Annotated in this window: 17 protein-coding genes and 1 other RNA gene; 13 read left to right on the top strand and 5 right to left on the bottom strand. The window is 51.9% G+C overall.

Features of this window, described 5'->3' with window-relative positions; all coding sequences use genetic code 11:
• Genes CHB59_RS07210 through CHB59_RS07200 form a run of 3 tightly spaced genes read left to right on the top strand, consistent with a single transcriptional unit; the run spans window position 1 to window position 2,770 of the window.
• Window positions 1–1,368 (top strand): TRZ/ATZ family hydrolase, encoded by a 1,368-nt coding sequence (locus tag CHB59_RS07210; protein ID WP_089375552.1) that lies wholly within the window; start codon window positions 1–3, stop codon window positions 1,366–1,368.
• On the top strand, window positions 1,344–2,066 hold the full coding sequence (gene ubiG, locus CHB59_RS07205; protein WP_089375551.1) for a bifunctional 2-polyprenyl-6-hydroxyphenol methylase/3-demethylubiquinol 3-O-methyltransferase UbiG: 723 nt from the start codon (window positions 1,344–1,346) through the stop codon (window positions 2,064–2,066). The genes CHB59_RS07210 and ubiG overlap by 25 nt, the downstream gene beginning before the upstream one ends.
• Window positions 2,063–2,770 carry an HAD family hydrolase gene (locus CHB59_RS07200; protein WP_089375550.1) on the top strand — a complete coding sequence of 236 codons (708 nt, stop codon included), beginning with the start codon at window positions 2,063–2,065 and terminating at the stop codon, window positions 2,768–2,770. The genes ubiG and CHB59_RS07200 overlap by 4 nt, the downstream gene beginning before the upstream one ends.
• 214 nt (window positions 2,771–2,984) lie before the next feature.
• On the opposite strand, the gene recR is transcribed toward CHB59_RS07200, so the two are convergent.
• The 4 genes from recR to ffs all read right to left on the bottom strand — a co-directional run bounded on the left by recR (window position 2,985) and on the right by ffs (window position 5,865).
• The gene (gene recR, locus CHB59_RS07195) at window positions 2,985–3,584 is read right to left on the bottom strand and encodes a recombination mediator RecR (RefSeq protein WP_089375549.1); all 600 of its coding nucleotides are present in this window, start codon (window positions 3,582–3,584) and stop codon (window positions 2,985–2,987) included.
• A 6-nt stretch (window positions 3,585–3,590) separates the two neighbouring features.
• Complete coding sequence (locus tag CHB59_RS07190; RefSeq protein ID WP_089375548.1) at window positions 3,591–3,917, bottom strand: YbaB/EbfC family nucleoid-associated protein; 327 nt, start codon at window positions 3,915–3,917, stop codon at window positions 3,591–3,593.
• Between the two features lie 16 nt (window positions 3,918–3,933).
• Window positions 3,934–5,646 carry a DNA polymerase III subunit gamma/tau gene (gene dnaX / locus CHB59_RS07185; protein ID WP_089375547.1) on the bottom strand — a complete coding sequence of 571 codons (1,713 nt, stop codon included), beginning with the start codon at window positions 5,644–5,646 and terminating at the stop codon, window positions 3,934–3,936.
• A 121-nt stretch (window positions 5,647–5,767) separates the two neighbouring features.
• An RNA gene (gene ffs, locus CHB59_RS07180) (signal recognition particle sRNA small type) lies at window positions 5,768–5,865 on the bottom strand.
• 415 nt (window positions 5,866–6,280) lie between these two features.
• On the opposite strand from ffs, the gene CHB59_RS07175 reads away from it, so the two are divergent.
• On the top strand, window positions 6,281–6,832 hold the full coding sequence (locus CHB59_RS07175; RefSeq protein ID WP_089375546.1) for an NAD(P)H-dependent oxidoreductase: 552 nt from the start codon (window positions 6,281–6,283) through the stop codon (window positions 6,830–6,832).
• A 43-nt stretch (window positions 6,833–6,875) separates the two neighbouring features.
• Here CHB59_RS07175 and CHB59_RS07170 read toward each other — a convergent pair whose 3' ends face one another.
• The gene (locus CHB59_RS07170) at window positions 6,876–8,030 is read right to left on the bottom strand and encodes a sigma-54 interaction domain-containing protein (RefSeq protein ID WP_089375545.1); all 1,155 of its coding nucleotides are present in this window, start codon (window positions 8,028–8,030) and stop codon (window positions 6,876–6,878) included.
• Between the two features lie 380 nt (window positions 8,031–8,410).
• Here CHB59_RS07170 and CHB59_RS07165 point away from each other — a divergent pair, with 380 nt between their 5' ends.
• From CHB59_RS07165 to CHB59_RS07125, 9 genes are all read left to right on the top strand, one after another.
• On the top strand, window positions 8,411–9,139 hold the full coding sequence (locus CHB59_RS07165; protein ID WP_089375544.1) for a class II aldolase/adducin family protein: 729 nt from the start codon (window positions 8,411–8,413) through the stop codon (window positions 9,137–9,139).
• Between the two features lie 15 nt (window positions 9,140–9,154).
• Window positions 9,155–10,210 (top strand): ABC transporter substrate-binding protein, encoded by a 1,056-nt coding sequence (locus CHB59_RS07160; protein ID WP_089375543.1) that lies wholly within the window; start codon window positions 9,155–9,157, stop codon window positions 10,208–10,210.
• 175 nt (window positions 10,211–10,385) lie between these two features.
• On the top strand, window positions 10,386–11,465 hold the full coding sequence (locus CHB59_RS07155; RefSeq protein WP_089375542.1) for an ABC transporter substrate-binding protein: 1,080 nt from the start codon (window positions 10,386–10,388) through the stop codon (window positions 11,463–11,465).
• Between the two features lie 358 nt (window positions 11,466–11,823).
• Window positions 11,824–12,651, top strand: a complete 828-nt coding sequence (locus CHB59_RS07150; RefSeq protein ID WP_089375541.1) for an ABC transporter ATP-binding protein — start codon at window positions 11,824–11,826, stop codon at window positions 12,649–12,651.
• Between the two features lie 30 nt (window positions 12,652–12,681).
• Window positions 12,682–13,503: an energy transducer TonB gene (locus CHB59_RS07145; protein WP_089375540.1), complete on the top strand. Its 822-nt coding sequence runs from the start codon at window positions 12,682–12,684 to the stop codon at window positions 13,501–13,503.
• 39 nt (window positions 13,504–13,542) lie between these two features.
• Window positions 13,543–14,280 (top strand): MotA/TolQ/ExbB proton channel family protein, encoded by a 738-nt coding sequence (locus CHB59_RS07140; protein ID WP_089375539.1) that lies wholly within the window; start codon window positions 13,543–13,545, stop codon window positions 14,278–14,280.
• Window positions 14,280–14,687, top strand: a complete 408-nt coding sequence (locus CHB59_RS07135; protein WP_089375538.1) for an ExbD/TolR family protein — start codon at window positions 14,280–14,282, stop codon at window positions 14,685–14,687. Before CHB59_RS07140 ends, CHB59_RS07135 begins: the two co-directional genes overlap by 1 nt.
• 32 nt (window positions 14,688–14,719) lie before the next feature.
• Window positions 14,720–15,529, top strand: coding sequence for an ABC transporter permease (locus CHB59_RS07130; RefSeq protein WP_089375537.1), 810 nt, complete (start codon window positions 14,720–14,722; stop codon window positions 15,527–15,529).
• Window positions 15,490–16,314: an ABC transporter permease gene (locus tag CHB59_RS07125; RefSeq protein ID WP_245835083.1), complete on the top strand. Its 825-nt coding sequence runs from the start codon at window positions 15,490–15,492 to the stop codon at window positions 16,312–16,314. The genes CHB59_RS07130 and CHB59_RS07125 overlap by 40 nt, the downstream gene beginning before the upstream one ends.
• Window positions 16,315–16,344 lie beyond the last annotated feature (30 nt).

Here is a 16,344-nt window from a genome sequence, read left to right as displayed (position 1 = left end):
ATGAATAAGAATTCACCTCATACAGCCGAAGAAGTTGCTTCATCTGCTGCGCTTCAAGCGCTGGATGCACACTGGGTCGTGCCTGTTGTGCCGTATGGACAGGTACTGGAGTATCACAGCGTGATACTGGATGGCCAGAAAATCCTGGATATTTTATCAACTGAGCAGGCCAGGCAGCGGTATCCTGCCGCCAGCGTGGTAACGCTGGATGAGCATGTCCTGATTCCTGGATTGATTAATCTGCATACGCATGCAGCCATGAGCCTGATGCGTGGATTTGCTGATGACCAACCCTTGATGAGCTGGTTGCAGGAATATATCTGGCCTGCAGAGAAAAAATATGTTTCAGAGCAGTTCGTGCGAGATGGAACTTTGCTCGGGTGTGCTGAAATGTTGGCTGGTGGCACTACTTGTTTCAGTGATATGTATTTCTTTCCCCAAGCCGTGGCTGACGCTGCTTTGCAAGCAGGCATGCGGGCCAATGTCGGCCTGGTTGTGATGGAGTTCGCCACTGCATATGCGCATGATGCGGAAGATTATCTGCAAAAGGGCTTGCAGGCGCGGGATAGTTGGAGGGATCAGCCGTTATTGAGTGCAAGTTTTGCTCCTCATGCGCCTTATACTGTCAGTAATCGTACTTTTGAGCAGGTGGTCACGTATGCCGAACAGCTGGGGCTGAACATACATACACACTTACATGAAACCAGGGAGGAAATCAGCAGCAGCCTGAAGGAGTATGGCGTACATCCTTTGCAACGTCTGGAATCCCTGGGAGTGTTGGGGCCGAACCTGGTTGCTGCGCACGGGGTGCACCTGACTGAAACGGAAATGCAGAAACTGGCTGCCTATGGCTGTCATATTGCACATTGTCCAGCCTCCAATCTCAAGCTTGCCAGTGGCATGGCACCCGTGGCCGCCTTGCAGGCAGCAGGAGTCAATGTGGCGATCGGTACAGATGGTGCTGCCAGCAATAACCGCCAGGATATGTTTGCTGAAATGCGCCTTGCAGCCTTGCTGGCCAAGGGGGTTAGCGGGGATGCTGCCAGTGTGCCGGCTATGGATGCGCTGGCAATGGCAACCCTGAATGCAGCCAAGGCTTTGGGCCTTGATCAGCAGATCGGTTCTCTTGAAGTGGGCAAGTGCGCTGACGTGATAGCATTGAAGCTGTCTGCAATCGAAATACAACCCTGTTTCAACGTTGTGTCACATCTGGTCTATAGTGCAGGTCGTGAACATGTGACTCATGTATGGGTCAATGGCGATTTGAAATATCAGAAACTGGAAGGGCAGGCTGGCATGTATGCCAATATAGAGCCTGCGGAATTAAAGGAGATCAGTAGCAAATGGCAAACCCGGTTGAGTCAGTAAATCTCAATGTAGATCAGGCAGAATTACAGAAATTCGCTGAGCTTGCCCATAAATGGTGGGATAAGAATAGCGAATTCAAGCCATTGCATGAGATTAATCCCTTGCGTCTGGGATATATAGATGAGCATGCCAGTCTGGCGGGTAAGCGCGTGCTGGATGTCGGGTGCGGGGGGGGTATTCTCTCTGAGTCCATGAGCGAGCGGGGTGCTGAGGTCACAGGTATTGATCTTGGTGAAAAAGCGCTCAAGGTAGCGCAGCTGCATCAATATGAAAGTGGCGCCAAGGTGGAATACCGCCTGATTTCAGTGGAAGACCTGGCGAAGGAAGTTCCGGAAAGCTTTGATGTGGTGACCTGTATGGAAATGCTGGAGCACGTGCCGGATCCTGCAGCGATTGTACGTGCCTGTGCAGCATTGGTGAAACCGGGCGGCAAGGTGTTCTTTTCGACGCTCAACCGCAACCCAAAAGCTTATCTTTTTGCGGTAGTGGGTGCGGAGTATGTGCTGAACCTCCTGCCGCGCGGTACGCATGAGTATGAAAAATTCATCAAACCATCAGAGTTGGCAAGCTGGGCTCGGCAAGCTGGCCTGGAGACTGTAGGAACCAAGGGGATGGGATATAACCCATTGACTAAGAATTATAAATTGAATGATGATGTGTCAGTCAATTATATTCTGCAGACGGTCAAGTCGGTATGAAGCGGCTGGTTTTGTTTGACCTTGATGGTACGCTGGCAGATACGGCGCCGGATCTTGGACTTGCACTTAACCTGCAACGGGAGCGCCATGGATTACCTGCCTTGGATCAGGTGGTTATTCGACCATTTGCGTCCCATGGTACCAAGGGGCTGCTGGGTGTGGGGTTTGGCCTGACACCAGAGAGTCCTGGGTTTTCCGTGATGCGTGATGAATATCTTGCACTGTATGATGAGGTCTACATCAAGTCACCGACCTTGTTTGCAGGCATGGCGGAATTACTGCATAAGATTGAAGCCGCAGGTTTGCAGTGGGGAGTCGTCACCAACAAGCCAAGAAGGTTTTCCGCCCCGTTTCTAACAGCATTGGGGCTGGAGCAGCGCGCGGTCTGCCTGGTATGTGGGGATGATGCGCCACGCCCCAAGCCATATCCTGATCCTATCTTGATGGCATGCGATCAAGCTGCAGTGCCGCCGGATGCGTGTATTTATATTGGCGATGCGCAACGTGATATCGAGGCAGGAAAGGCGGCTGGCATGCCTGCTGTCGTTGCATTATATGGCTATATTGATGAACATGACCGTCCATTGCAGTGGGGAGCGGATTATGCCGTGCAATCCGTTGAGGATCTGGAAAGCTGCCTGGTCAATTGGCTGGATGACCCATGCCCGGTTTCCTCGATAGCGGAACAGCCTTCAGCAAGCTAGCGTCAGTAGCTGCTTTGAGACGTCAGACCGGTAGTAGTGCTCTCGGTAGGCTGTGTTCAATTCACGTACCTGTGAAGGGTGCAAGTGGATTTAACGGCGTCAGCCTTCACAGCTTCCTTGTTTCAATTCACGCCCCCGTAAGTGCCAGATTAACAAAGAGCGGGTAAGCGTTGAGATAGGTGGTTTCAAGCCACACACACCTGTGAAAGCGGTGTTAGCGGACGTTGCGCCGTTCAAGCATGGCCTGGGCCAGTGTGCCACTATCCACATGCTCGATTTCACCACCCATAGGAAGGCCGCGTGCAATGCGGCTGACCTTCAGGCCACGAGCCCGCAGCAATTCGCTGACATAATGGGCCGTAGCTTCTCCTTCCACTGTGTAGTTGGTGGCGAGGATGACTTCTTCCACTTCTCCATCCTGGGCGCGCTTCAATAACTTGTCCAGGTGAATATCGCGCGGCCCTATGCCATCCAGTGGTGACAATCGACCCATTAGTACGAAATACATGCCATTATAGGACTGGGTTTGTTCCAGCATCATCAGGTCACTGGGCATTTCCACAATGCAGAGCAGGGAGTGATCGCGGGCAGGGGAGGTACATAACGGGCAAACTTCCTGCTCGCTGAAGTTGTTGCATAAGCCGCAATGGCTGACAACCTGCAGGGCCTGGTCCAGCGACTGGGCCAATAGCCCAGCCCCCTTACGGTCGCGCTGCAACAGGTAATAAGCCATGCGCAATGCGGATTTTGGCCCGACGCCTGGTAAACAGCGCAAGGCCTCTACCAGTTGTTCCAGAGCAGGTGGATTGCGCATGAGTGATTAGAATGGCAGTTTCATGCCAGGAGGCAACGGCAGGCCGGCAGTCAGGCCACTCATGCGTTCCTGTGTGGTGGTTTCGGCCTTGCGGGCCGCATCATTGAATGCTGTGGCAATCAAGTCTTCCAGCATATCCTTGTCATCACTGAGCAGGCTGTCATCAATACTGACGCGGCGTACTTCGTGGCGACAGGTCATGGTGATTTTGACCAAACCTGAAGCAGACTGGCCTTCAACCTCCACTTTGCCCAGTTCTTCCTGGGCGCGTTTCATATTGTCCTGCATTTGCTGGGCCTGTTTCATCAGGTTGCCCAAGCCACCTTTCATCATGTTGATACCTCCGGATTTATTGAAGTGGTTTGATACTGGATGGAATGATGTGAGCACCAAAGTCCTTGATCAGCGCTTGCACAAACCCATCATTCTGGATGGCGTTTTCTGCCTGTGCCTGCAGCATGGCTTTTTCCTGGCTCATCATCTGGGCTGGCGTATTGCCACTGCCGCCCAGGGAAAAAGTCATATTGATCTTGCGGCCAAAATATTGCGTGACTGCGCTTTGCAACTTTTCTTCATACCCCATGCCCAGCAGATGTTTTTGTGATGGTGGCACAGAAAGCATGATGCTGTGCTCGTCGAAGCTGTTCAATTCGCAATTTTGCGCCAGGGCACGAGCCAGGCCCAATTTCAGGCGGTCGACCAATGTGCGCCAGTTCCCATCAAAGCTGCGCGTCACGGAATCAGATACTGCCTCAACATCCTCTGCGTTTGCCTGATTATTTGCCGGGGCGGGAGGCGAAGGTGGCGTTGTCTCCTGGCGTTTATCCATCGGGGCCGGCGGTTGTGTCGTGGCTGGCATACTGGCAGATGGTGTGCTGATTGCAAGTGCCGCACTGGCGCGGACAGGACTCTCGCTGGGCGCAGCTGTGACAGCAGTTGGTGGTACCGTCTTCGCGTGCGCAGGGGGAGATTTCTGATCCCCTGGGTTGAAGGCCAGCATGCGCAGCAAGGCCATGGTGAAGCCGGCAAACTCATCCGGCGCCAGACCCAGGTCACGCCTTGCCAGCAAGGCGATCTGGTAATACAGCTGTATGGTTTCTGCGTTGAAGCGCGAGGCCAAATCCAGCAATGCTGAACGCTCAGGGTGATCATCTGCAATACTGCCGGGCACGGCCTGGGCAATCGCAATTTCATGCAGCAGGTTGGCCAGGTCATTCAGTGCCGTGTCAAATGATATGGCACGCTGCTCCATGGCTCGCGCCTGCTCCAGCAAGGCATTGCCGTCATTGGCGAGCAGGGAGCCAAGCAGCTCGAACAGATAACCCTGGTCGATAGCCCCCAGCATGGCGCGTACTTCTTTTTCGTTGACGCTGTTGCCGCCATAGGCAATGGCCTGGTCCAGCAGTGAAAGAGCATCGCGCATACTACCATTGGCTGAACGCCCGATCAGGTTCAGTGCGACAGGTTCAAAGACAATATGCTCTTCGGTCAAGACATGTTGCAGGTGTTCTGCAATACCACTGCCAGACATCTGGCGCAGGTTGAATTGCAGGCAGCGCGACAGCACTGTGACCGGGACTTTTTGCGGGTCAGTCGTGGCAAGAATGAATTTGACGTGGGCCGGAGGCTCTTCCAGCGTTTTCAACATGGCATTGAACGCATGGCCGGTCAGCTGGTGCACTTCGTCCAGCATATAGACTTTGTAGCGGCCCTGGGTTGGCGCGTAAACAGCTTTTTCCAGCAGTGAGGTCATATCCTCGACGCCACGGTTGGAGGCGGCATCCATTTCCACATAATCCAGGAAACTGCCTTTATCGATGGCCAGGCAGGCTGCACATTGGCCGCAGGGGCGGGGGCTGACGCCTTGTTCGCAATTCAGGGATTTTGCCAGAATGCGTGATAGCGTGGTTTTGCCTACACCTCGGGTGCCAGTGAATAGATAGGCATGATGCAGGCGTTGCTGTTCCAGCGCGTTGGTCAGCGCACGTACAACGTGTTCCTGGCCAACCAGTTCATCAAAGGATTTGGGACGCCATTTGCGGGCAAGAACCTGATAGCTCATAGCGTATTAACTCAATGGGTATCATGCGTTACGGGAGACTGCCTGCACCTGAGATTATGATATTTCAAGGCAATTGTTGTCCGGAGCCAGATAATCAAGGCGTAGTACATAGTGTTCTTTAAGAGGCGAGCCAAACCCCCGGCACTTGCTTCAATAGTTGTGGCTGCTTCCTTCCGGACCTGACCAGGTTGGCTACTTTGCAATGCGGGGAGGCCCGCCAAGCCAAAATTCTAACTCAAAGCTGGTACAAACAGCCAGTGATTTCATTGCCTGATTTAAGGGGCAAGAGGCATTCTGGCGGAAGTCGATTGAATTCAAACATAAAAAAATGTCATTGGTCAGGATGATGGCCGACATAATGGATACTGCATTGGATGAATCCATGAGTCATTTATTGGATGGATGCAGAAGTATCTGCTGCTATGAAAGCAGTCGGAAAATAACTGCTGGTTAATCAGCACTGATTCAGCATGACAGCTGCAAAATCAACACTTACCCATGTTGGATCAGGGGGACTTTATTGTTTGTATTTGATTTATAATTACATTTTGCCCTGGCACCTTTCTTGCTGAATCTATTTCATCGCATGCCATGGCATGAAGTGAATCGATTAATGTGAGCAGGAGTAGCAGGAATGGCAAAAATAGTAGGTATCTCAGGCAGTTTGACGCAACCTTCCCGGACCAGGGCACTGGTGGAGGAGATTGCTGCCAGCGCATCGCAGCAATTGCATGCGCCTGCCGAGATCATTGATATTGCGCAAATCGCAGGGGTACTGGGCAGTACGATTTCATACAATCATTTCCCCGAGCCGCTGGCAGAGGCGTATGCAAAACTGCAAGAGGCAGATCTGATCGTGATCGCGAGTCCGGTTTACAAGGCGTCCTACACAGGCTTGCTCAAACATTTCTTCGATCTGCTCGATCCCAAGGCACTGGCAGGTAAAGTTGCCATTCTTGCGGCAACTGGTGGCAGTGACCAGCATGCGTTGGTTGTTGATTATCAGCTGCGCACGCTGGCGAGTTTTTTCAACATTTACACCACGCCTACTGCCATTTATGCCAAGGATACAGAGTTCACCAACTATCAGTTGACCAGTGATGCAATCCGTAAGCGGGTTGAAACTGCAGTGGAACAGGCAGTATTCCTCCTGAAACAGGATGTGCCGCAGACACTGGTGGCCTAGAAAACCAGAAGCGGCATATACCGCTTTTGATGCTGGAACTGATTCAGGCGATCAGTTTCAGCTCTTTCAATCGGGTGCGCAGAATATTGCGACTGATACCCAATAGTTTTGCAGTGTGTACCTGGTTGTGATTGCTGAATGCATACGCGTTCCTGACCAAGGTAGCATTGACCAGTTCAAACAGGCCGGGTGGCGGTGATGCAAACAGCTGCTTGAAAACATGCTCCAGTTGGTAGGACTCACTGGATGATGATGTTTGGGCCTCCAACTGGTTTGCTTCCTCTTGTCCTGGGTTGTGATGCGTCGTGAATACAGGCGGCCTGGCATCAGGTTTGTCTAGGCGCAAGGCTCCTACGGCTGGTAGCCCCAGGTCACGGGGAAACAGGGTGCCGGAGGTTGAAATCAATAATGCGCGATGGATTACGTTTTCCAGCTCGCGAATGTTGCCGGGCCAGGGATATTCAAGCAGTTGCTGAATCGTTTCTGGCGCCAGTTTGGGAATGTCTGTATGCAGGCGTGACTTGTATACATTCAGGAAATGTTCCACCAGCGGCAGGATATCCCCAGGCCGCTCCCGTAATGGCGGCAGATCGACTGGCACTACCTTGATCCGGTAATAGAGATCCTCGCGGAAACGTCCAGCCCGCACGGCCTCTTCCAGGTCTACATTGGTGGCGGCAATCAAACGCACATCAATCGGGGTTGCCTTGCGTGATCCCAGGCGTACGACTTCACGCTCCTGTAATACTCTCAGTAGTTTGACCTGTGTGGATTGTGGCAGGTCGCCAATTTCGTCAAGAAAAAGGGTGCCGCCGTTGGCAGACTCGAACCAGCCAGTCTTGGCCGTGGTCGCGCCCGTGAATGCGCCACGTTCATAGCCAAATAATTCACTTTCCACCAGAGTTTCCGAGAATGCTCCGCAATTGATGGCCTGGAATGGGCCATTCCGGCGGTTGCTCAGTGCATGGATATGCCGGGCAATGAGCTCCTTTCCTGTGCCGGTCTCGCCGATGACAAGGGCCGTAGCATTGCTGGTTGCGATTTTTTCAATGAGGTTCAGCAATCCCTGTGAGCGGGGGTCGCTGAATACCAGTGCGCTGGCACGGACAGACAGACTGACAGCATTGGGGTCTGGATGGATGATCACATGATCTGCACTCTCGAATGCGCGCTCATAATTCCATAATTCAGCATGCATTGTTCAGGACTTTCCTTGACTAAATTTTTTCCAATATACGCTGCTTATTTAGACTAACAAAAACTATATGTTAATAATTATATTATTAAATGGAATATGTAGGTGATGGCTGCTGGCAACAATGGACTGTTGTGATTGAAGCAGTGATGCCAGGTGGGTAGGTGTTGCCATATGCGCAAATGTTGATTAATACACACTGCAATATCTAATGTTAAATATTATATTATTTTAATAAATATTTGAATTTAAATTATTATTTTTTTATTTGATGGGTTTGCTTTTTCAATGGCACAGCTCTTGCCAATGAATTGCATAGTGTCCGGGAAAGCCGGGCTCCTGACAGATAGTTCCTGTTATTGATGACAATTCAGAGGTAAGAGATGACGATAACCGCAATTGATACAGAAAACGACCTGGAAGCTTTTGCTGCCCAGGTATTGGCTGATGCCAAAACAGCATTTTCCGCATTTCGCCAGACTGGCACTATTACTGCGAATGGCACGGTGGGGTTTGTTGAGCGTGTGCCGGGCGAGGAGCTGCTGGTGATTGTGAATGATCCCGGCCCATTTAATTGGGAGCAGCGCGAACTGCAAGCCATTGTCGTGGATTTTGAAGGCAGGCTGATACTGGGGAATGGCAATGCGGCTGGCGCTGGACGCTATATCAAGCTGTTCCGAGAGCATGCCGATATCACTACGGTCTCTCATGTGCACTCCCCGTATCTTGGTGCCTGGGCACAAACACACCGCACATTGCCGATCCGTTATGTACCGGTGCAGCGTTATAACCTGATCCGGGAGATTCCTATCTATATTGATCGTCGGCAGCAGGAAGTGGATTTTATCCTGGACCAGATCAGGATTAATCCCCATCACACGGCGATTCTCGAGGCAAATGGCGGCTCCACGGTCTGGGGCAGGCAAGGCTTGCGCAAAACCGCAGAATTCATTTTGCTGCTGGAAGAGGGGGCGCAGATCCAGATACTGGCTGATGCCATTGGAGGGTCGCGAGATTATGGTCCTGGGGTATTGGCCCAGCAATGGCGTATGGCCAGGATTTTTGATCAGGCCAAGGCATTGAACCTGTTGCCTGCAACTGATCTGGGTTAATTGGGAGAGGTTGCGATGAGCGAGAAAAATGAGGCATTGAATCAAATATGGTTTACCCGTTGCCCAGTGCCTACTGCGACTGGAATTGCCTACAAACTGGGCTGGCTGACCGAGGAGTTTGAGCGTGATGGTATTGCTGTGTCCACACTGCAGGAGGGCCCCAGGGAATTCAACCGCCACCACTATGATCATCAGTTGCCGACATTGATACGGGAGGGTGGAAACCTGCTTGCGATAGCTGCTCGCGCGCAATATGCGCCTACGCGACTGATTGGTTTGACTTGGATAGACGAATGGCAGGCTATCCTGGTGCGACCTGATTCTGGAATTACCGAACCACAGCACCTTAAAGGCAAGCGTTTAGCTCTGCCAGCATTTGTTGATCACCCCATCAAGGAGCATGTGCGCGGTAGCAGCATTGCCCGTGGTATGAGCCTGCATGGGTATAAGGGGGCGCTGGGCATTGCAGGATTGACCCTGGATGATGTTGAGCTGGTAGAGGTGGCGGCAGGGCGTGGACGCGGCGATGCCCGTCGTACCCGTGAAGTACTGGGGGGATTGTGGGCTGGGTTGGATGACCTGATTTCAGGCAATGTTGATGCTGTATATGTGAAGGGCGCTTCTGCTGTTGAAGCAGCAAAACGCCTGGGTGTCGTCGTGGGGATAGACCTGGATAGCCATCCTGATCCTGCGGTACGTGTCAACAATGGCACCCCGCGTCCTATCACTGTGCATGAGCATCTGCTGGAAAACCATTTTGATCTGGTAGTCCGTTTTCTTTACCAGACGCTGCGCGCGGCAGATTGGGCCAAACATAATCTGGAAGGGGTGAGAGCCATTTTGCAGGATGAGACGTTTGCTGGTGCGGAAAGCGTCGCAACCGCCTACCGCAACGATTTCCACCTGCATCTGGAGCCTGCGCTGACGCCTGAGCGTATTGCCCTGTTCGACAAGCAGAAAAATTTCATGTGGATTCATGGCTTGCTGGATCGGGATTTTGAGCTGGATGAGTGGATTGACCAGCGCCCCTTGCAAGCTGCATTGCAGCGCTTGCAATCCAAGGCTGCATGACGCTGGCAACGGACTTATATACGCGGGCAACTGCGTGGGCAGGTGATCTTTGCAGGTTCCAGTGTGTTTTACCCGACGACGGGAGAGCGCACTGTTTTTTCACTGTTTCTTGATGAGTTTCAAATGCCCCGTACTGGGTTTTGAAACAGTATCGATATCGTTTCTGGAGTTTTTCATGTTACGCAAAGCATTTTATAGGCTGCTTATTATCACTTTTATCACTGCACCAGCCACTGCTGCCCTGGCTCGGGAGGAAGCGCCCAAGGTGGTACGTATTGCGGCTGTGGCATACAACATTGCAGGAAAAACCACTTACCTGAATGGCGCTGCTGCGTTGACCGAAGGTGGCCTGGAGGAAACCTTGGCCAGGCAGGGAGTGAAAATTGAATGGGTGCCGGCATCACACGCCGCAGTCGGCCCAATCATTAATGAAGGGTTTGCCAGCGGCAAAGTGGATTTTGCTTCTTATGGCGATCTGCCACCAGTGATCCTGAACGCCAACAAACCCACTGTGCAATTGGTAGCGCCCTGGGGGCGAAGTGGCAATTCCTATCTGGTTGTGCCGGCAAAATCCGGGGCACAGAGCATTGAGGACCTGAAAGGAAAGCGTATTGCCTTGCATCGTGGCCGCCCGTGGGAAATTGCGTTTGCCAACCTGCTTGAATCCAAGGGGCTGAGTTTCAAGGATTTCAAGATCGTCAATGTCAATCCCCAAGTCGGTGCAGCAGCGCTGGCAAGTGGCACGGTGGATGGATTCTTCGGTTTGAATGATGCCCATATCCTGGAGCAGCGTAAGGTGGGACGCATTATCTGGTCGACCAAGAATGCACCGCCTGACTGGAAGCTCATGGGTGGGCTCTGGGCAAGCAATGATTTCGTGAAGAAGTATCCGCAGCTGACCCAGGCAATTGTGACGGCATACGTGAAATCCAACTATTGGATATCGCAGGAGGCCAACAAGGATAAATACATCAAGGAATATGCCACCAATGCATTGCCGGAGGATGTGGTGCGCAAGGATTACGACAATGATATCGTGGCCTGGAAGGATCGTTGGTCGCCACTGTATGACGATGCCCTGAAAACGCATTATCTGCGTGTGACAAGCTATGCCAAGCACTCTGGCCTGGTGCGCAATGAGGTAAATCTTGATCAGTTGATCAATCCCCGCTTCGTGGAGCATGCGCTCAAGGAATTGAATCTGGAAGATTATTGGCAAAGCCGGGAGATTCCCCAGGTTCATGCAAAGCAGTGATCATGTCATGAAGTTCATGCGGTCCTCGCTCTCAACCAGGCCGCGATATTAAATAGAACAGCCCTGCAATGCAGGGCTGTTCTATTTTCATCACAAGCTCCTGTTTATTTTCCAACATCTGCGCATATTTTCCTGGTGACCAGGCAACACATTCAGACTGGAATGAATGATGGTTTATAAGTAACTATATGAAAAATAAAATGAAATTAATTTTATGGTAGTTGGCATGGCGATTGCCTATATATAGCAAGATTAAATTTTTTACGTTCCTCAAAAGGTGAGCGATGAAAAATGGTTTCTGGTTATTTGAGTCAGGTGCCTGTAGGTGCCACAAGCCTTGGTGGGGAAAGAAATAAGCATGAGCGCATTGAATACGGTGTTGAGTTTCGCAAGACAACAAGCACCGCAATATCAGTTACAGGATAGGGTACAACGCCAGCCTGGACCAGTGGATTTGGCGATCCAGCGCGTAGGCAAGACATTCCAGCTTGCAGGGGAAAACTTGAATGTCTTGTCAGATATCAATCTGGATATCCGTTCAGGAGAGTTCATTTCCATTGTGGGCGCCAGCGGTTGTGGCAAATCCACTTTACTCAAGCTGGTGGCTGGGCTGGATACCCAGTATGAGGGCGATATCGTGTATCAGGGCAAGCGTATTGAGGGCACTGATCTTGGCCGGGGGATTGTGTTCCAGGAGCATCGTCTGTTTCCGTGGCTGACAGTGGAAGCCAATATCGAGCTGGCCTTTTCAGCCACGAATGTATCCAAGCCTGAACGCAGAAAACGCGTGCAGGCGCAGATTGACCTCGTTGGTCTATCCGGGTTCGAGAAAGCATATCCCCACCAGATTTCCGGTGGTATGTCCCAACGAGTCGCTATCGCGAGAGCCTTGATATTGCGACCGCAATTGCTGTTGCTGGATGAGCCGTTTGCCGCCCTGGATGCGCTGACCAGGCTCAAGTTGCAGCAGGAACTGCAACGACTCTGGGAGCACCAGGGACTGACCACGATTCTGGTGACACATGATGTGGAAGAGGCCGTATTTCTCGGAGATCAGGTCGTGGTCATGCAGTCACACCCAGGCCGCATCAAACGGATTGTCCCGGTAAGCCTGCCGCGACCACGCATTAGGACTGCGCCAGCATTTCATGCCATCAGGGATGATGTGTTGACGGATTTTGTCTAGTACGCAACGGATGAGTTAAAGGAGATACGAGTGTCTACTTCTGCCTTGAGTCCCTCAGCGGGTTTGATTGACAGCGGCCATTCCTGGCATGCAAGGGGAGAGTCCGGCAAGCGGGCAACAGGGGAAAGTCAGTATCTGGATCATGCATTTTCCTTGCGGCAGCAAGAGATAGTGCAAGAGGTTATTGCCTCTGGGCGCAGCAGGCACTACCTGGCGCTGGGCCTGATTGTCATTGCCGCTCATATTGGCGGGGCATATTACTACAATCATATTCCGCATGTAGTAGTGGCTCCCAAGACTAAGCCTGTGACCATTGAAATTATCAAGCCGGTCATTGAGCCTCCACCTGAAGTGAAGCCGCCTCCACCTCCGCCACCTCCTAAAAAGGTAGTGAAGGAGCCACCACCTCAGCCTAAACCCCAGCCGGCATTGAAAACGCCGGAAGCTGAACCTGATATCAAGCCTGACGATATTGTGGTGCAGGAAAATACAACAACAGAAAAGACGTCTGAGCCTGTGGAGGCCGCTCCACCGGCTCCAGCTCCTGAAGCTGTGAAGGAAGAGCCGGTGACAGAGGCAACTGGTTATGCCGGATATTTAAATAATCCAGCGCCCAGATATCCATCATTCGCCCAGCGCCAGGGTTGGCAGGGCACTGTGATACTGCGCGTCAGGGTATTGGCGAATGGCAGGGTACAGGGCGTTGAAATCAAACAATCCAGTGGCAGGAAAACCCTGGATGAGGCAGCGGTAGAGGCGGTGAAGGGTTGGGAGTTTGCCCCATCGAGACGTGGCAACACGCCGATTGATGGCTGGGCGACCGTGCCCATTGAGTTCAAGTTGGCTTCATGAAACCAGTCTTATTTAATCAAATATTGAAGGAACAAAGAAATGCTAGATATTGCTGAATCCAATTCTCTGGTGGTGGATGGCGTGCTATATGCACTGATTGCGTTTTCCATTACGACCTGGACCCTGTTGCTGGTCAAGGGATTCCAGCACTGGCGTGCGAGTAGCCAGTCCCGGCGTTACAAGAAGTCTTTCTGGAGTGCTCCTAATATTATCGTGGCAGCTGGTATCCATGATATCGATGGCCCTGCAGCCAGAGTGGCTCAGGCAGGGTTCAATACTCTGCGAGAGGTAGATAACCATGCTTCCAGTGATCTGGAACACACGGGTGAGCGTCAGGATCTGCTGGAGCGGTCGTTGCGCCAGCAGATATTGAAAGAGCGCCGCAGCCTGGATAGTGGTCTGGCGATATTGGCGAGTATTGGCAGCACTTCGCCGTTTGTGGGGCTCTTTGGCACGGTGTGGGGCATCATGAATGCGCTGACCAATATTGGTGCCTTGGGTTCTGCCAGCCTGGAAGTTGTGGCAGGGCCTATCGGTGAAGCCCTGATTGCGACTGGCTTGGGTATTGCCGTGGCGGTACCGGCGGTATTGGCATTCAACTTCTTCACTCGCCGCCTGAAGTTGATCAACGGTGACCTGGATGATTTTGCGGCTGACCTGATTCGATTGTCCCGCAAAGCCAATTTTGCAGGTAGCAAGCCTGTTGAGCTGTCATCCAACAAGCCGCAGGAAAACATTTCCTCTGTCGTTAAACTGAAAAATGAGGTGCTTGCATAATGGCGTTTTCGACTAGTACAGACTCTGATGAAATCTTGAGTGAAATCAATATCACGCCTTTGGTGGATGTGATGCTGGTGCTGTTGGTGGCATTTATCGTCACCATCCCGGTCCTGAACAACGCCATTACGGTCAATCTGCCAAAAACGGCTGCAACTCAGCCACCTGAACCCAAAAAACCGGTAACGGTGAGCGTGGATGCGGAAGGCAAGGTGTTTGTGGACAAGCAGGAAACAGAGATCGCGCAACTGGAAGCTGAATTGAAGCTTCGTCAGGCTGCTAATCCAGACCTGGCGCTGCACCTGAGTTCTGATGAAGCGGTGAACTATGGTGTGGTTGCCAAAGTCATGGCGGCCATTGAACGTGCTGGCATCACCAAGCTTGCAGTGTTGACCCAGGCAGAGTAAAGCCGGTATTGATTAGCAGGAAAGAGTCCTTCATGAGTATAGGTATCAGGGTTGCGCTGGGAATCAACCAGGCCGATCCAGTGTTTCGCCGGCGTAACCAATTACGCTTGGTGGCATTTTTATCACCTCTGGCATTCATACTGCTATGGTGGTGGGTGAGCAGGATGGAAATATTCCCCACTCAGTTGCTGGTGTCACCAGATGCAGTGTTGCTTGCTTTCCTTGAGCTGCTGGATTCCGGTGAATTATGGGAGCATCTGTCAGTCAGCTTGTCTCGCCTGGGTACAGGATTCCTGATTGGCGCCAGTTCGGGCTTGCTGTTCGGTATTCTCATGGCTTTGTCTCGCACCATAGAAGACTTGTTCGCTCCTTTATTCCAGGCATTGCGCCAGGTACCTAGCATTGCCTTGATTCCCATCTTCATCCTGCTATTCGGGATTGAGGAGGTGTTCAAGGTTGCGATTGTAGTCAAGGCCGCATTCTTTACCGTTGCACTGGCGTCCTATGAATCGACAAAAGGCATTCCCCGCCATTATTTTGAAGTGGCCCAGGCTTATCAGCTGCCTGCGCGCAAACTGTATACCAGTGTGGTGATTCCGGCGATTTTGCTGCCGGTGCTGACAGGTTTTCGCATTGCCTTTGCAAGATCATGGACCATCCTGGTTGCAGCAGAGCTGCTGGCGGCAGATAGCGGCTTGGGACATATGATGCAGATGGGGCGAGAGATGTTCCGCATTGATGTGGTGATGGTGGGTGTGGTGCTGACCGGACTCATCGGGTTTGGCATCGACAGGATATTTAAATGGGGGGAAGCCAGGCTGATACCTTGGCGCAAGGCATGAAAATGACAACACAAAGCTTATCTCGATATCGTTTTCTGCAAAGCGGACGTGGCTGGCTGTTCCCGATAGCCTTACTTCTCATCTGGGAGTGCATGTCGCGCCAGAGTGCGGAGCATGCCTATGCATTTGCCTCGATCCCACAAATTTATCATGGCTTGGTGGAAATCATTTCTACCGGTGAGTTGCAGCAGGGTATAGTGGCCAGCCTGCAACGTGCTTTTCTTGGCTTGCTGCTTGGCGGATTTGCCGGATTTATTGTCGGCATCATCATGACTCAGTGGCGTGTGGCAGATGTCATTATCGGGCCACTCTATCATATGCTGCGCCAGGTACCACTGATGGGACTGGTGCCTTTATTCAGCCTCTGGCTGGGTAATGGCGACCCATCCAAGCTTGTGGTGGTATGCCTGTCGGCATTTTATCCTTTAGTGCTGGCTACTTATGAAAGCCTGTACCAGGTTGAAGTTAAGTATAAGGAAGTTGGTGATGTCTACAAATTGAGTCGCTGGCAGGCTTTTTTTAAAATCCTGCTGCCAGCAGCCTTGCCCAATATATTTACTGGAGTTTCATTCGCGCTGGCGTTTGCCTGGCTTGCCACCATAGGCAGTGAGATTCTCTTCAGTGCCGGTGCGGGCCTGGGAAATATCATGATGAATGCCCAGGCTGCCTCACGCATGGATATTCTGATTGTGCTGACAGTATTGATAGGCTTCCTGGGGTATGGGATGAATTTCATTATTCAGCGTACCGGGCGCTATTTCTTCCGCTGGCGCAACCTGCGCTGATATATCCAGTTCCTGAATAATTGACAGCGT

The sequence above is a fragment of the Methylobacillus rhizosphaerae genome (genome assembly GCF_900187985.1).
Taxonomy (GTDB): domain Bacteria; phylum Pseudomonadota; class Gammaproteobacteria; order Burkholderiales; family Methylophilaceae; genus Methylobacillus; species Methylobacillus rhizosphaerae.
Note: the sequence above shows the minus strand (reverse complement) of the source record. Positions and strands in the feature narration are given on the sequence as shown.

Coding starts and splice junctions, on each gene's coding strand:
- CHB59_RS07135 (WP_089375538.1), top strand. CDS start 14,280: ATGGCGTTTTCGACTAGTACAGACTCTGATGAAATCTTGAGTGAAATC.
- CHB59_RS07210 (WP_089375552.1), top strand. CDS start 1: ATGAATAAGAATTCACCTCATACAGCCGAAGAAGTTGCTTCATCTGCT.
- CHB59_RS07190 (WP_089375548.1), bottom strand. CDS start 3,917: ATGATGAAAGGTGGCTTGGGCAACCTGATGAAACAGGCCCAGCAAATG.
- dnaX (WP_089375547.1), bottom strand. CDS start 5,646: ATGAGCTATCAGGTTCTTGCCCGCAAATGGCGTCCCAAATCCTTTGAT.
- recR (WP_089375549.1), bottom strand. CDS start 3,584: ATGCGCAATCCACCTGCTCTGGAACAACTGGTAGAGGCCTTGCGCTGT.
- CHB59_RS07160 (WP_089375543.1), top strand. CDS start 9,155: ATGAGCGAGAAAAATGAGGCATTGAATCAAATATGGTTTACCCGTTGC.
- CHB59_RS07140 (WP_089375539.1), top strand. CDS start 13,543: ATGCTAGATATTGCTGAATCCAATTCTCTGGTGGTGGATGGCGTGCTA.
- CHB59_RS07165 (WP_089375544.1), top strand. CDS start 8,411: ATGACGATAACCGCAATTGATACAGAAAACGACCTGGAAGCTTTTGCT.
- ubiG (WP_089375551.1), top strand. CDS start 1,344: ATGGCAAACCCGGTTGAGTCAGTAAATCTCAATGTAGATCAGGCAGAA.
- CHB59_RS07150 (WP_089375541.1), top strand. CDS start 11,824: ATGAGCGCATTGAATACGGTGTTGAGTTTCGCAAGACAACAAGCACCG.
- CHB59_RS07130 (WP_089375537.1), top strand. CDS start 14,720: ATGAGTATAGGTATCAGGGTTGCGCTGGGAATCAACCAGGCCGATCCA.
- CHB59_RS07155 (WP_089375542.1), top strand. CDS start 10,386: ATGTTACGCAAAGCATTTTATAGGCTGCTTATTATCACTTTTATCACT.
- CHB59_RS07170 (WP_089375545.1), bottom strand. CDS start 8,030: ATGCATGCTGAATTATGGAATTATGAGCGCGCATTCGAGAGTGCAGAT.
- CHB59_RS07175 (WP_089375546.1), top strand. CDS start 6,281: ATGGCAAAAATAGTAGGTATCTCAGGCAGTTTGACGCAACCTTCCCGG.
- CHB59_RS07200 (WP_089375550.1), top strand. CDS start 2,063: ATGAAGCGGCTGGTTTTGTTTGACCTTGATGGTACGCTGGCAGATACG.
- CHB59_RS07125 (WP_245835083.1), top strand. CDS start 15,490: ATGGGGGGAAGCCAGGCTGATACCTTGGCGCAAGGCATGAAAATGACA.